Source organism: Kosakonia sacchari SP1, from assembly GCF_000300455.3.
Taxonomy (GTDB): Bacteria; Pseudomonadota; Gammaproteobacteria; order Enterobacterales; family Enterobacteriaceae; genus Kosakonia; species Kosakonia sacchari.
Genome location: NZ_CP007215.2, coordinates 1,858,123 through 1,871,035 on the forward strand (window position 1 = coordinate 1,858,123; position 12,913 = coordinate 1,871,035).

The 12,913-nt window shown below is 54.0% G+C and carries 15 protein-coding genes; 3 read left to right on the forward strand and 12 right to left on the reverse strand.

Annotation, left to right across the window (positions count from 1 at the left end):
- Positions 1-2: 2 nt before the first annotated feature.
- The 11 genes from fliP to fliF all read right to left on the reverse strand — a co-directional run bounded on the left by fliP (position 3) and on the right by fliF (position 9,616).
- Positions 3-740 carry a flagellar type III secretion system pore protein FliP gene (gene fliP, locus C813_RS31815; RefSeq protein WP_017458378.1) on the reverse strand — a complete coding sequence of 246 codons (738 nt, stop codon included), beginning with the start codon at positions 738-740 and terminating at the stop codon, positions 3-5.
- Complete coding sequence (fliO, locus tag C813_RS31820; RefSeq protein ID WP_017458377.1) at positions 740-1,114, reverse strand: flagellar biosynthetic protein FliO; 375 nt, start codon at positions 1,112-1,114, stop codon at positions 740-742. Before fliO ends, fliP begins: the two co-directional genes overlap by 1 nt.
- Before the next feature lie 7 nt (positions 1,115-1,121).
- On the reverse strand, positions 1,122-1,538 hold the full coding sequence (fliN, locus tag C813_RS31825; protein WP_017458376.1) for a flagellar motor switch protein FliN: 417 nt from the start codon (positions 1,536-1,538) through the stop codon (positions 1,122-1,124).
- Positions 1,535-2,539 carry a flagellar motor switch protein FliM gene (fliM, locus tag C813_RS31830; RefSeq protein WP_017458375.1) on the reverse strand — a complete coding sequence of 335 codons (1,005 nt, stop codon included), beginning with the start codon at positions 2,537-2,539 and terminating at the stop codon, positions 1,535-1,537. Before fliM ends, fliN begins: the two co-directional genes overlap by 4 nt.
- A gap of 4 nt (positions 2,540-2,543) precedes the next feature.
- Positions 2,544-3,011: a flagellar basal body-associated protein FliL gene (gene fliL, locus C813_RS31835; protein WP_017458374.1), complete on the reverse strand. Its 468-nt coding sequence runs from the start codon at positions 3,009-3,011 to the stop codon at positions 2,544-2,546.
- Positions 3,012-3,114: 103 nt separating this feature from the next.
- Positions 3,115-4,389 carry a flagellar hook length control protein FliK gene (fliK, locus tag C813_RS31840; protein ID WP_017458373.1) on the reverse strand — a complete coding sequence of 425 codons (1,275 nt, stop codon included), beginning with the start codon at positions 4,387-4,389 and terminating at the stop codon, positions 3,115-3,117.
- Complete coding sequence (gene fliJ / locus C813_RS31845) at positions 4,386-4,829, reverse strand: flagellar export protein FliJ (RefSeq protein ID WP_017458372.1); 444 nt, start codon at positions 4,827-4,829, stop codon at positions 4,386-4,388. Before fliJ ends, fliK begins: the two co-directional genes overlap by 4 nt.
- Before the next feature lie 19 nt (positions 4,830-4,848).
- Positions 4,849-6,219: a flagellar protein export ATPase FliI gene (fliI, locus tag C813_RS31850; RefSeq protein WP_017458371.1), complete on the reverse strand. Its 1,371-nt coding sequence runs from the start codon at positions 6,217-6,219 to the stop codon at positions 4,849-4,851.
- A complete protein-coding gene (gene fliH, locus C813_RS31855; protein WP_017458370.1) occupies positions 6,219-6,935 on the reverse strand; it encodes a flagellar assembly protein FliH in 717 nt (238 codons plus the stop codon). The genes fliI and fliH overlap by 1 nt, the downstream gene beginning before the upstream one ends.
- On the reverse strand, positions 6,928-7,926 hold the full coding sequence (fliG, locus tag C813_RS31860; protein ID WP_017458369.1) for a flagellar motor switch protein FliG: 999 nt from the start codon (positions 7,924-7,926) through the stop codon (positions 6,928-6,930). The genes fliH and fliG overlap by 8 nt, the downstream gene beginning before the upstream one ends.
- Positions 7,916-9,616 carry a flagellar basal-body MS-ring/collar protein FliF gene (gene fliF, locus C813_RS31865; protein WP_017458368.1) on the reverse strand — a complete coding sequence of 567 codons (1,701 nt, stop codon included), beginning with the start codon at positions 9,614-9,616 and terminating at the stop codon, positions 7,916-7,918. The genes fliG and fliF overlap by 11 nt, the downstream gene beginning before the upstream one ends.
- Positions 9,617-9,841: 225 nt before the next feature.
- On the opposite strand from fliF, the gene fliE reads away from it, so the two are divergent.
- The 3 genes from fliE to C813_RS31880 all read left to right on the forward strand — a co-directional run bounded on the left by fliE (position 9,842) and on the right by C813_RS31880 (position 11,846).
- Positions 9,842-10,153: a flagellar hook-basal body complex protein FliE gene (gene fliE, locus C813_RS31870; RefSeq protein ID WP_017458367.1), complete on the forward strand. Its 312-nt coding sequence runs from the start codon at positions 9,842-9,844 to the stop codon at positions 10,151-10,153.
- A gap of 218 nt (positions 10,154-10,371) precedes the next feature.
- Positions 10,372-10,764 carry a VOC family protein gene (locus C813_RS31875; protein ID WP_017458366.1) on the forward strand — a complete coding sequence of 131 codons (393 nt, stop codon included), beginning with the start codon at positions 10,372-10,374 and terminating at the stop codon, positions 10,762-10,764.
- 185 nt (positions 10,765-10,949) lie between these two features.
- Positions 10,950-11,846, forward strand: a complete 897-nt coding sequence (locus C813_RS31880; protein ID WP_017458365.1) for a diguanylate cyclase — start codon at positions 10,950-10,952, stop codon at positions 11,844-11,846.
- A gap of 150 nt (positions 11,847-11,996) precedes the next feature.
- Here C813_RS31880 and C813_RS31885 read toward each other — a convergent pair whose 3' ends face one another.
- Positions 11,997-12,839, reverse strand: a complete 843-nt coding sequence (locus C813_RS31885; protein ID WP_025263565.1) for a WcbI family polysaccharide biosynthesis putative acetyltransferase — start codon at positions 12,837-12,839, stop codon at positions 11,997-11,999.
- Positions 12,840-12,913 lie beyond the last annotated feature (74 nt).

Here is a 12,913-nt window from a genome sequence, read left to right on the forward strand (position 1 = left end):
TCCTAACTGTAAAAGCTCTGGGCGAGCGAGCTGACCAGTAACTGCCAGCCATCGACCAGCACGAATAGCATTAGTTTGAACGGCAGGGCAATGGTTGCGGGAGGTACCATCATCATCCCGAGCGCCATCAGGACGCTGGCGATCACCAGATCGATAATCAGGAACGGAATAAAGATCGTAAAACCAATCTGGAATGCGGTTTTCAGCTCGCTGGTGACATAAGCGGGTAGCAGAATACGCATTGATACGGCTTCCGGCCCCTGAATCGGCGGGCTATTAGAAAGACGGGCAAACAGCGCCAAATCGGCTTCGCGCGTCTGGCGCAGCATAAATTCGCGCAGCGGCTGCGCGCCGCGTTCCAGCGCCACATCGACAGAGATTTTATTCTCGCTAAACGGCTGATAGGCGTCGGTATAAATCTTGTCGATCACCGGCGACATAATAAAAAAGGTCAAAAACAGCGCCAGCCCAAGCAGCACCTGGTTCGGCGGTGCAGACGGTGTTCCCAGCGCGTTTCGCAGCAGGCCGAAGACAATGATGATGCGGGTAAAGCTGGTCATCATCAGCAAAATGGCGGGCAGGAAGGTAAGCGAGGTAATAAATACCAGCGTCTGCACCGGCAGCGACCAGCTCTGGCCACCACCGGCAATCGGCTGGCTAATCAAACCCGGAAGTTGTGCAAATGCCGCAGGGGCAACTAGCCATAATCCGGCCAGCGCAAAAGAGAACAAACGGCGCATCAGGATCTCCCGGAACGCTTAAGCAAATTCTTCATCACGGTCTGGAAATCCACATTTTTCACGTTCACGTCTTCACTTTCTGCGGGTGCGGGAGGAAGTTTGTGCAACAGATTGATGTTGGTGGGCGTAACGCCCAGCACCAGGCGTGCATCTTCAACATCCACGATCACCACGCGTTCGCGCGGGCCGACCGTGGTGCTGGCGGTCACTTTTAAACCCCGGCCACTGGCGGTTTTGCCGCCGAGGCCAAGGCGTTTGGCGAGCCACGCGATAATCAGAATTAACGCGATCATGCCAAACAGCGCGCCACTGACCTGCAACAGTGGCGAACCGGAAAGGGCAGACGGTTGGGAAACCGTGGCCTGTGTTTTCATGCTCGACTCAGCGGCTCAAACGACGCATACGCTCGGAAGGGGTGATGATATCAGTGATACGTACGCCGTATTTATCCGCAACGACCACCACTTCACCCTGAGCAATCAGATAACCGTTGATCAGGATATCAAGCGGTTCGCCCGCCAGCCCGTCAAGTGCCACCACGGAACCCTGCGTCAAACGCAGCAGCTCTTTAATTGTCATACGCGTACGACCCAGTTCCACGGTCAGTTTGACCGGGATATCCATAATCAGGTCGATATCCTGGAGAGTGCCGCCAACATCACCACCGCCGATCTGCTGGAACACGGCATCGGCCGCGCTTTTCGTTGCGGGAGTGGTTTTTTGTTCGTTCAACGCGTCAGCCCACAGATCGTCCAGTGCTCCGCTGTTCTCATCGGACGGATTGTTCATATCACTCATTTGGGCTGTTCCTCATTCAGCGAATTCAAAATCGGGTTTATCAAGTGCTCTACACGTAACGCATATTGTCCGTTGACCGTACCATACTGGCTCGTTAGCACCGGTACGCCGTCCACATGAGCGATAATGCGATCGGGTTTATCAATCGGCAGCACATCGCCGGGTTGGAGCTTAAGTATCTGCGACAGGCGCAGGGGAATATCCGCGAAATTGGCAATCAAATTCAGTTCAGAGTGCTGAACCTGACGCACCAGGTTGTCACGCCAGTTCTGGTCTTCATTACGGGAGTTTTCCAGCGGCGGGTTAACCAACGTTTCGCGCAGCGGTTCAATCATGCTAAACGGCAGGCAGATATTGAACTCACCCGTCAGGTTGCCGATTTCAACATGGAACGGCGTATTCACAACAATGTCGTTTGGCGATGTCGTGATGTTGGTGAATTTTACCTGCATCTCCGAACGCACATATTCCACGTCCAGCGGGTGAATCGCCTTCCATGCATCGCTGTAGGCTTCAAGCGCCAGCTTCAGCATGCGGTTGATAACGCGCTGTTCAGTGTGCGTAAATTCACGGCCTTCCACTTTCGTTGGAAAACGCCCGTCGCCACCGAACAAGTTATCCACGGCGATAAACACCAGGCTTGGCGAGAAAACAAACAGGCCGGTGCCGCGCAGTGGTTTCAGGTGGATCAAGTTAAGGTTGGTCGGAACGGGTAAGTTACGCGCAAACTCGTGATAGGGTTGAATGCGGATCGCGCCGACGGTGATATCCGGGCTACGACGCAGCAAGTTAAACAACCCCATACGGAACTGACGCGCAAAACGCTCGTTGATGATCTCCAGCGCTTGCAGACGCTCACGCACCACGCGGCGCTGGGTATTGGGGTCATAGGGGCGAATATCGCTATCGCCGCCCATACCCGGTTGCGGATCATCACTCTTATCGCTGTCTCCGTTGAGCAGCGCGTCGATTTCGGCCTGAGAAAGAATGCTATCGCCCATGTCTTTACCGCAAAATGAAAGCTGTATAAAGAACGTCAGTGACTTCCTGCTTCGGCTGTCCTGGCACTAATGGCGTTGCGATCGTCTCTTTAATCGCGGTAGCAAGGTTCTGCTTGCCTTCGTTGGTTGCAAGCTGTGCTGCGTCCTGACGTGAGAACAACATCAACAAGCGACTGCGTACTTCCGGCAGATATTCGCTAAGTCTGGCGCGCGTAGCGTCATCTTTCAGACGCAGTGTGATACCGACATACAACACACGGTCAGCATCGCCCAGATTTACAGTGAAGGTGTCGAGAGCGAAGAAAACCGGCGCAGGCGGAGGAGGCGCTTCCACTTTTGCGTTAGCCGCAGGTTTCTGTTGCATACGCCAGTAACTATAGCCAGCGGTGGCGCAAGCTGCGAGTGTGATTAACACCAGCAGCGGGATCCAGATAGAGCGCTTACGTTTTTTGTTAATAGCGGAGTCAGTCATCTGTTACGGGCTTCCTGTTAATACTGCTTATGAGCTGATTATCCCGTGTCCTGCTCCCGTCAAAGGGTGGAAAAGACGGGGATAATCATGCTACCTCTGGCGTTTAGGCAAAGATGTCGACTGCGCCGTTGCCACGAGCCGCAGATTGCAGGCTCGCCGGGGCGACTAACGCGTCGCCATCATCCGTGCCAAACAGATCGCCTGCGCCCGAACGTGAAGCCTGTTGCTGCTGTTGAGAGGCCTGCTGTTGCTGCTGCTGACCGGCAAAAGACTCGCTGCTGATATTGCTCTGACCCAACTGAATACCGTTTTCTGCAAGCGAGGTACGCAGCATCGGCAGCGCCGCTTCCAGTGCCTGACGTACATGGCTGTGCGCTGACACCATCTGCAACTGCGCCTGGTTATCTTCGAGCTTAATAGAAATCTGAACCTGACCCAGATCTTCCGGATGCAGACGCAGCTCCGCGCTCTGCTGGCCCTGACGGGTAAAGAGCGTGACATGCTGGCTGATATTCTGCTGCCACTCATGGCTGCCCAGCGGGGCGCTGATCACCGGTGCGGCGACAGGCGTGCTGGCCTGCGCAGCGCTGGCGGTGGTAGTCACCGGCGCGATGCTGGCAGTGGTATTGGTGGTTTGCAGCGCATTGTCATTATCCTTCTTCACCGCCGCAGAAGAGGAGGCGAGCACCGCCGTCTGCTGGGCATCATCCGCTACATGGAACGGCGTGGTACCGGCAGCGCTATCATTTTTCGCACTGCCGTGCGGTAAATCGGTATCTGCCGTCAGCGAACTGGTATTCAGTGCGCGGTTCGCTGCTTTAGCGACATCAACGCCGCCGGTTGCACTGGCAGGTTGGGCGCTGGTGGTGTTTAACTGTGCGGCTTGTTGATGCGGCAGCATCGCCATCAGCGCGCTTAAACCTGCCAGCTCTTCATCACTTAAATCGGTTTTGTTTTCGCTGTCACTGGCTTTGGCCGTTTTGCTTAACGCGGCCAGCACATCGGTTTTCGCTGCAGGCGTCAGGCCAGAAAACAGTTTTTGCACGTCGGCGTCGCTTGCTGCCGAGGCAATCACATCGCTTTTCGCGCTCTGGCGCGCCAGCAGTTCTGCGAGTTTTTGCGCCGGGGTTTGTGCCTGCGTCTCTTCGCCGGTGGCTGCGGTTGCCGCCAGGTTGCCTTTCGCCAGCTTGCCGCTCAGGGCCGCTGCTTGTAGATCGGCGAGCGTAATCGGCGCATCGCTCTCCTGTCCCTGGCCGCCGGTCATTGCACCCGTCAGCAGAGCGAGGAAATCTTGTGCAGAATCGCCGCCGCTTTTGCCGGCTTGCACACCGGTGGTGGCATCGGATTCTGTCATTAACAGTTTTGACAAGTTGATCATTCTATTTTCCTCAGGGACGCGCGCTGTGCAAATTCATCCATTTTTTTCTGATCGAGACGGTTTTCCGCCAGTAACGCCGCGGCGCTTTGTCGGTCCTGCAAGGTTTGCCAGGCTTGTAAACGTTGTTTCTTTTCACGCCAGCTACCCAGGGCACTATCGACTTTTTCATTCCACTGCGCTAACTGCTGACGGTGCTGCTCAATTGCTTTTTCCAGCGTCTGAATAAATTGCTGATAATTCTGCCAGCGTTGGTTATCGATCCCCTGGCTCATGTTGTTATTCAGACTGCTGCGATACTCATGCTGATATTCAATCAGCATCTTTAATTGCTCTTCCGCTTGCTGGCAGCCGCGGCGCATCTCACCCAGTTTCAGTGCGGCGTCGTCGACTTCTTTCTCTGCCAAATCCTTTAGCGTCGTTAATGCGCTGTTTTGCGTCATAAGTCAGCTCTCCACTACCTTAGACTGTCGGGAAGATCAGCTCTAATGCCTGTATTGAATCTTCCCACCCGGCACGTTCAAAAATGCCCTGCTGCAGGAAGGCTTCCAGGTGTGGCCACAATGCAATGGCTTTATCCAGCATTGGGTCGCTACCGCGCGCATATGCGCCAACGCTGACCAGATCGCGGTTACGTTGGAAGCTCGACAGCAACTGTTTAAAGTTCCGGACTCTGGCGTAATGTTGTTCCGTAATTAACGCTGTCATCGCACGGCTGATGGAGGCTTCAATGTCAATGGCCGGGTAGTGACCGGCTTCCGCCAGGCGGCGAGACAAGACAATGTGCCCATCAAGAATGGCTCGTGCGGAGTCAGCGATCGGATCTTGCTGGTCATCCCCTTCGGTCAGAACGGTATAAAACGCGGTGATCGATCCGCCGCCGTGAATACCGTTCCCCGCGCGTTCCACCAGCGCCGGTAATTTGGCGAAGACAGAAGGGGGATAACCTTTCGTCGCTGGCGGTTCGCCAATTGCCAGCGCGATTTCACGCTGCGCCATGGCATAACGCGTCAGGGAGTCCATGATCAGAAGCACATGCTGACCGCGGTCGCGGAAATCTTCAGCAATGCGCGTCGCGTACGCAGCGCCCTGCATACGCAATAAAGGAGAAACATCTGCCGGGGCGGCAATCACCACCGAACGTGCGCGACCTTCCGCGCCAAGGATGTTCTCGATAAAATCTTTTACTTCGCGGCCACGTTCACCAATCAGCCCGACGACGATAACGTCGGCCTGGGTATAACGAGCCATCATGCCTAACAACACGCTTTTACCGACGCCGGAACCGGCGAACAGGCCCATACGCTGACCACGACCGACGGTCAGCAGCGCGTTAATGGCGCGTACGCCGGTATCGAGCACATGCTCAATCGCCGTACGTTGTAAAGGGTTAAACGGCGGTGTGACCAGCGCCCCGGTTTCACCGGTTTCTGGTGCGGGCAGACCATCGAGCGGCTTGCCGCCGCCATCCAGCACGCGGCCAAGCAGAGCAGGGCCGAGCGGCAGTTGTTTACCGCTTTGCAAGCCATCACCTAACACGCTGCGGGCATAGACGCGCGCGCCAGGCAAAATACCTTCGACTTCTTCCAGCGGCATCAAAAACAGGCGCTGGCCGTTGAAGCCAACCACTTCACATTCGACTTCGCGCGTTTCGACACCGTCCTGACGCTCAATAATGCAGGTCGCGCCCAGCGGCAATTGCAGGCCGGTGGCTTCCAGCACCAGCCCGGTCGCGCGGGTCAGTCGACCATAACGGCGCACAGAGGGCAGCTGCGCCATCTTGACTTCAAAGTTGTCCAGCGTCGTTAGCCAGCGGGTCAAACGTGCGGTCATTAAACTACTCCCGGCGCCGCCAGACGGCACAGTTCCTGCCAGCGTGTTGCTACGCTGGCGTCGAGATCGCCTTCATCGGCGGACACTTTGCACCCGCCCGGATGGAGGGTCGGGTCGCCACGCAAACGCCAGCCGTGCAGACTGAGAGTTGCGCCAAGCATCTCTTCCACGCGCTGCAAATCGTCCGGATGCACGCGCAATTGCGGTTTCCCGCTGAACAGCGGCTCCTGCTGAATTAAATGCTGGATCTGCTTAATCAGCGCGCTGTTATCAACAACCGGCACCTGGCCTAACACCTGGCGCGCGGCTTCCAGCGCCATCTGCATCAGACGCGAGGCGATAACGCTGTCCAGCGCATCCAGTGTGTACTGGAATTCGCTGACCAGCTGCTGCATACGCGCATGGATTGGCGCCTGTTGCTGGCGCGCCTGGTTCAGGCCATCTTCGCGCCCCTGCGCCAGACCTTCCTGGTAGCCGACGTCGTGTCCCGCTTTGCGGCCTTCCGCCAGACCGGCGTTATACCCGGCGTCGTGCGCCTGCATCTGGATCTGCGCCAGTTGCTGTTGCAGCTTTTGCTCCTCTGATATCTCGTCTTCTTCGCCGTCCGCTTCATCCGCTGACGAAGACTCTTTCGTCAGCAGGGGAGCGAACTCGGCGGCCAGCGGGAGGGCCAGATCGTCCGGCTTCCAGACTTTCCACGGCAATTCATTAGACATAGGTATCCTCGCCGCTGCCAATTACCATCTCGCCGGTCTCCGCCAGACGGCGAACGATGAGCAGGATGGCTTTCTGTTCGTTTTCCACCTGAGACAGACGCACCGGCCCACGGTTGGCCAGGTCGTCGCGCAGGATGTCGGCCGCACGCTGCGACATGTTGCGCAGGAACTTCTCGCGCAACGGTGGCTCGGCGCCTTTGAGGGCAACCAGCAGGGATTCGGAATCCACTTCCTGCAGCAGGCGCTGGATGCTGCGGTCGTCCACATCCACCAGGTTTTCGAACAGGAACATCTCGTCGATAATTTTTTGCGCCAGCTCGCCGTCGAACTCGCGAACGGCGGTAATAACAGCTTCTTCCTGCTGCGTTTTCATCAGGTTGATGATTTCCGCTGCGGTTCTCACGCCGCCCATTTTGCTGCGCTTGAGGTTCTGGCCGTCGAGCAGGTTGTTCAGCACTTCGGTCAGCTCCGCCAGTGCGGCAGGCTGTACGCCGCCGAAGGTGGCAATACGCAGCATCACATCGTGGCGCATACGCTCGTCAAACAGCGCAAGGATATCCGCCGCCTGAGAACGTTTGAGGTGCACAAGGATAGTGGCGATGATCTGCGGGTGTTCGTCGCGGATAAGGTCGGCGGCGCTCTGCGGCTCCATAAAGTTGAGCGTTTCGATGCCGCTGGTGGTATCGCGCGTTTCGAGAATATCTTCCAGCAGGCTGGAGGCACGCTCTTCGCCGAGGGCTTTCACCAGCACCGAACGCAGGTAGTCGTTGGCGTTGATGTTCAGCGCCGCGAATTGTTCCGCTTCGTTCTCGAACTCCTGCAACACGTCCATCAGTTGTTTGTTGGAGATCTGACGTACGCTGGCCATCGCGGTACTCAAGTGCTGGACTTCGCGGGCGGAGAGGTGTTTGAACACCTCAGCCGCGCGATCTTCGCCAATGGTCATCAGCAGGATGACGCTTTTGTCCGTTCCGGAAAGATTATTGCTCATGTTCGTTACTCATCCACTGGCGAATGACCAGCGCCACGACGCGCGGATCGTTATCTGACATTTCGCGAATACGCTGGCTCATCACCTCGGCGCTCAGGCGCTGGTTAGAGCGACGCTGCTGGTTCTGTTCGTCTTTGCTGAGGCGAACTTCCACCGATTCTTCGATTTCTGCTCTGGCCTGTTGCGCTTCCTGCAGGGCTTTCGCCTCTTCCTGACGGCGTATCAGCTGCGGACGAACCGCTTTACGCCATAGCAGCCACGCCACGATGAGCACCAGCAACCAGCGGCCTGCGGACATCAGCTGTTCGATAAACGACTGCTGCTGCCAGAACGGGAGCTGACCACCGAGATCGTCCGTTGCGTTGAACGGGGAGTTGACGACGTTCAGGGTGTCACCGCGTTTCTCGGTGTAACCCATCGCTTCGCGAGTCAAATCTTCAATCTGCTTAATCTGGTCGGCTGTCAGCGCGGCGGTTTTGCCACCCGGCAGCGAACGATAGTTGACCACCACCGCCACAGAGAGGCGCTCGATGTCGCCGACATTCATTTTGGTGTGGCGAATCGTACGGTCGACTTCGTAGTTATTGGTTTCGTTATGCGTGGTGTTACGCGGCCCGGTGGTGGTGCTTGCCGTGCTCGTGCCTTGCTGACCCTGCGCATTTTGATTCTGCTGGCCGTTCTGCTGATTGGCAGGCGGCGTGGTGATCGGCGCGCTATTCGCCGGGGCAGGCTGGTTCGACAACGCACCCGGAACGCCGCCAGGATACTGGCCGCCAATCTGCTCGCTGCTGTTTACCTGACGTGAACGCAGCACAGCCTGTGACGGATCGCCGCCGTTTGGTGTGTATTGCTCTTCGGTCTGCTCTTTATTCGCAAAGTCGAGTTTCGCCGTTACCTGCGCGTGAACGTTGCCGTTACCCACGATAGGCCCAAGGATCGCTTCGATACGACGCTGGATACGGCCTTCAACGTCGGCGGTGTATTTCAGTTGTGCATCATTCAGGTCACGACCGGCAACGCCGGATTGGGTCAGCAGACGACCGCTCTGATCGACAACGGTCACGTTGCCCGGCGGCAAACCTGCCACCGCGCTGGAAACGAGGTGTACCACGGCGCTGATCTGACCGTCATCCAGCGCGCGGCCAGGTTGTAAATTCACCGTTACGGATGCGGAAGGGGCTTTCTGCTCGCGCACGAACAACGACGGTTTTGGCATCGCGAGATGAACGCGTGCGCCTTTTACCGGGCCGAGTGCTTCGATGGTGCGCGCCAGTTCGCCTTCCAGCGCACGCTGGTAGTTCACTTGTTCGCTGAACTGGCTGATACCGAATTTTTCCTGATCCAGCAGTTCAAAGCCCACAGCACCGCCTTTCGGCAGACCCTGCTGAGCCAGTTTCAGGCGCAGCTCCTGGACTTTATCGGCGGGAACTTCAATAGCACCGCTACCGTCAGCAAAGCGGTAGGGAACGTTCATCTGCGTCAATTGGGTAACGATAGCGCCGCCGTCCTGATCGGACAGGTTGCTATAAAGCGTGCGGTAGTCCGGGCTTTTTGCCCACAGTACCATCGCAACAACAATGGCAACCGCTGCTGCAGCGGCCACCATTAAAGGAATTTTGGGGTTCGCGCGTAAGCGGTTAAGCCACTCAAGAGATTTATTCTGCGGTGCAGTTGTTGCAGTCGCACTCATTGCGCACCTCGTAACTCTGGGTGGATGTTGTTATTTGAGTTGAGAAACAAAACAGACTCCCGGGTCGGCAAACTCGACAAATGTCCATTAACTGGCAGTGTCATTATTTGATGAATCCGAATTTTCTATGCCTCAAATAACCTGGTTTTTTGTCGCTATTTACCGCCATTATCCCATTGACAAGCTGTTAACCTTGTCAGGTATCAAACCATCCGGGGATTTACCATGGCTATACAGGGCATTGAAAGCGTCGTCAGTCAGCTGCAGGCAACTGCCGGGATTGCGCGTAATCAGAGCGTGGAAAGTGAACCGTCTATCAGCTTCGCCGGGCAACTGCATGCTGCGCTGGATCGCATTAGCGATACGCAAAACGCAGCGCGTACTCAGGCGGAAAAATTTACACTCGGTGAGCCGGGCGTAGCGCTGAACGACGTAATGACCGATTTGCAGAAATCATCGATTTCGTTGCAAATGGGCATTCAGGTACGTAACAAACTGGTTTCTGCATATCAGGACATCATGAACATGCAGGTGTAGTGAGCCTGACTCACGCATAACCACGAATAACGGGAAGATAACCACCACTCAGGTGGTTATCTTCTCTTCTTTTGTGTTTCGCGCGCTTTCCTACCCAATCCTTTTTGCACCCTCCCTACCACTTTGCGTGGGCACAGACGATCACATCAGTTATCGCCGTTGCGGATAAAGTCATGCTTACCGTTTTCAACTGACGATACCCGAAGGACAGATTACGCATGTTTGCCCATATGAGAATCGCCCGGCCCGTAACCGACCTTGAACTGACCTGCCGCATGTATTGCGACGCGCTTGAACTGCGCAAGATTGCTGATTTCACCGATCACGATGGATTCAGCGGCGTGATGGTGGGGCATCGCTCTGCGCCCTGGCACATTGAATTCACCCTGTGTCATCACCATCCGGTGAAACCTGCCGCGACGGCAGAGGATTTGCTGGTGCTCTATTACCCGGATGCTGCTGAATGGACTGCGCGCTGTGAGGCCATGCGCAAAGCCGGATTTACAGAGGTTGTTTCGTTTAACCCTTACTGGGATATTGCAGGCAAGAGCTGGCAGGACAATGACGGCTATCGTGTGGTGTTGCAAAACAGAGCGTGGGTAACTGACTGAATGTGGTGAGTCTTATCATAAGCGTGCTTTAAAATGTTCATGAATAAGCAAGCGGGTGAGTCCCGCTTTCGTAAATATTCCTTGTGAAGAAATATCTGATTATTGCGTGCTCTTTAATACATTGACATAAATATACACTTTGTTTTTTACACTGTAGCGCCTGTAACGCAGCGGTGAGGAATATCATGTATCTGAGCACGGAACAAATTGATAATATTCTTTTTGATCTTAATAAGGCAGTTGACGCGCATTATGATTGGTTAATCAATATGTTCGCCTGTGTGGTCAATAATAATATCGATCAGTCGGAAAGCATTAACGCGCACGCGCACCATCTGTGCCATTTTGGTCACTGGCTGGATGGACGTCAACCCACGAATTCGGAGGAATCCAGCTGCCTGCAGGCAATTGATGTGACACACACAAAAATGCATAACTGTGGTCGTGAATTGATGTGGGTGATTAGGGATAAAAAAACAAACACGGATAAGTTTTCAGAATTTAAGCATCGGCTTGCGTTATTTTCCGCAGCAGTGACCGCCTATAAAACGTATTTATTAAAGATGCGTGGTGGCGTAGATATATTAACCGGCTTGCCTGGCCGCAGGATGCTGGATGAACGATTTGAACAGCAATTGAAGGAAGTATCAGACCAGAATATTTATATGCTGCTGCTTGATATTGATCGTTTTAAAAATGTGAATGATACCTACGGGCATCTGGTCGGCGATGGTGTTTTACGTGAGCTGGCGCAGCAACTGCGCGATCGGATCCGTGGGGGCGATACCGCCTACCGCTACGGCGGTGAGGAGTTCATCATTATTTTACACGCGCCTTCGGACAGAGAGGCGTGTCAGGCCGCGCTGCGCCTGTGTGAATCGGTTGCAGCGACAACCATTCACTGTGACGATAAAGCGCTTAACATTACGGTGACCATCGGCGTGACTCAGGCATGGGCCGGTGAGTCTATTGGCATTGTCGCAAAAAGAGCCGATGCGGCGATGTATCGGGGAAAACAGACCGGGCGCAATCGCTGTATGTTTATGGATGAAGGTGGTGAGATTCACCTTATTACCGACTAATATTCCGTTATCTCAGGTTTGATTCTTTATATTGCATTCAAGGCTACCACAGGGAATTTTTTTTCTGTTGTTACCGCCAGTTGATTTGATTTTAATCATAATAAAAAAGCCCTTTAAGGGCTTTTTTATAGCAGGGGAATAGCCTGGTAATTATAGGTTCTGGTAGCGGTCTTCCAGGCCAATATAATAAGAGGAATTGACCAGCGCTTGTTTTAGCGCATGCCGATTTTGGCTGTCAAAAAAGGCATAGTTAATTTTACCGGCCAGCGCAAGGCCTGTTGGTCGCATCATATGATATGCGTTGTCACCTGAGCCAATTTTTGGTGCAACATAATTTTTAAGCAGGTCATTGCCCTGCAGATCGAAACTCTCGTTAATACCCAGCGATTTGTGATAAATCACCTGTAATAACAAACTGAGATTATAGTTATCTGGATGACTTACTGTTGAGTAGCAATCCGGATTAGTGGAAAGGGTACGGAAATACTCTTCTGAATAATCGAAATAAAGCTTGCCTTGTTGAAATAGTGTGCGGTATTTCAACGCATCTTCTTTGAGCATAGTGGTTTGTTTTTCACTGGAAAAACTCACGGAATGGTACGCTTCCACCACGTTTTGAAAGCTCACATTGGTGAGATAAAGATGCAGCATGCGGTAATCGACATAGACCATAAAATCAGGGATTTTATCTTTATAGTACCCGAGTTGTGGGGTTGAAATGCGGGATTCCATGGTCGGCAGCATGGTGATATCGAAGAATTGACTTAATGCCGCTGTTGAAAACGGTCCCCATTTTTCCGCATGATACTGCATAAAAATGAAATCACACTGTTCTAATTCGTGATAGAAGTTAATGAAGTCATTATTTTCGTTAAGTTTATAAATAGGCATATTGAAAATGCCGTCGAACTTTCCTTCATGCAGCCCGCTGACGTTCATTATCAAATTTCCCAGAACTTCAAGTTGGCAATTACCAATTAATGCTAATTTCATTTTATAAACGCCCCCAGGCTAATGCATTCCGTTGTAATTACAGCGCCTAATTTTATCGTTAGCCTGGGGGAGGA

Coding starts and splice junctions, on each gene's coding strand:
- C813_RS31880 (WP_017458365.1), top strand. CDS start 10,950: ATGTATCTGAGCACGGAACAAATTGATAATATTCTTTTTGATCTTAAT.
- fliF (WP_017458368.1), bottom strand. CDS start 9,616: ATGAGTGCGACTGCAACAACTGCACCGCAGAATAAATCTCTTGAGTGG.
- C813_RS31875 (WP_017458366.1), top strand. CDS start 10,372: ATGTTTGCCCATATGAGAATCGCCCGGCCCGTAACCGACCTTGAACTG.
- fliN (WP_017458376.1), bottom strand. CDS start 1,538: ATGAGTGATATGAACAATCCGTCCGATGAGAACAGCGGAGCACTGGAC.
- fliP (WP_017458378.1), bottom strand. CDS start 740: ATGCGCCGTTTGTTCTCTTTTGCGCTGGCCGGATTATGGCTAGTTGCC.
- fliO (WP_017458377.1), bottom strand. CDS start 1,114: ATGAAAACACAGGCCACGGTTTCCCAACCGTCTGCCCTTTCCGGTTCG.
- fliI (WP_017458371.1), bottom strand. CDS start 6,219: ATGACCGCACGTTTGACCCGCTGGCTAACGACGCTGGACAACTTTGAA.
- fliJ (WP_017458372.1), bottom strand. CDS start 4,829: ATGACGCAAAACAGCGCATTAACGACGCTAAAGGATTTGGCAGAGAAA.
- fliL (WP_017458374.1), bottom strand. CDS start 3,011: ATGACTGACTCCGCTATTAACAAAAAACGTAAGCGCTCTATCTGGATC.
- fliG (WP_017458369.1), bottom strand. CDS start 7,926: ATGAGCAATAATCTTTCCGGAACGGACAAAAGCGTCATCCTGCTGATG.
- fliE (WP_017458367.1), top strand. CDS start 9,842: ATGGCTATACAGGGCATTGAAAGCGTCGTCAGTCAGCTGCAGGCAACT.
- C813_RS31885 (WP_025263565.1), bottom strand. CDS start 12,839: ATGAAATTAGCATTAATTGGTAATTGCCAACTTGAAGTTCTGGGAAAT.
- fliH (WP_017458370.1), bottom strand. CDS start 6,935: ATGTCTAATGAATTGCCGTGGAAAGTCTGGAAGCCGGACGATCTGGCC.
- fliM (WP_017458375.1), bottom strand. CDS start 2,539: ATGGGCGATAGCATTCTTTCTCAGGCCGAAATCGACGCGCTGCTCAAC.
- fliK (WP_017458373.1), bottom strand. CDS start 4,389: ATGATCAACTTGTCAAAACTGTTAATGACAGAATCCGATGCCACCACC.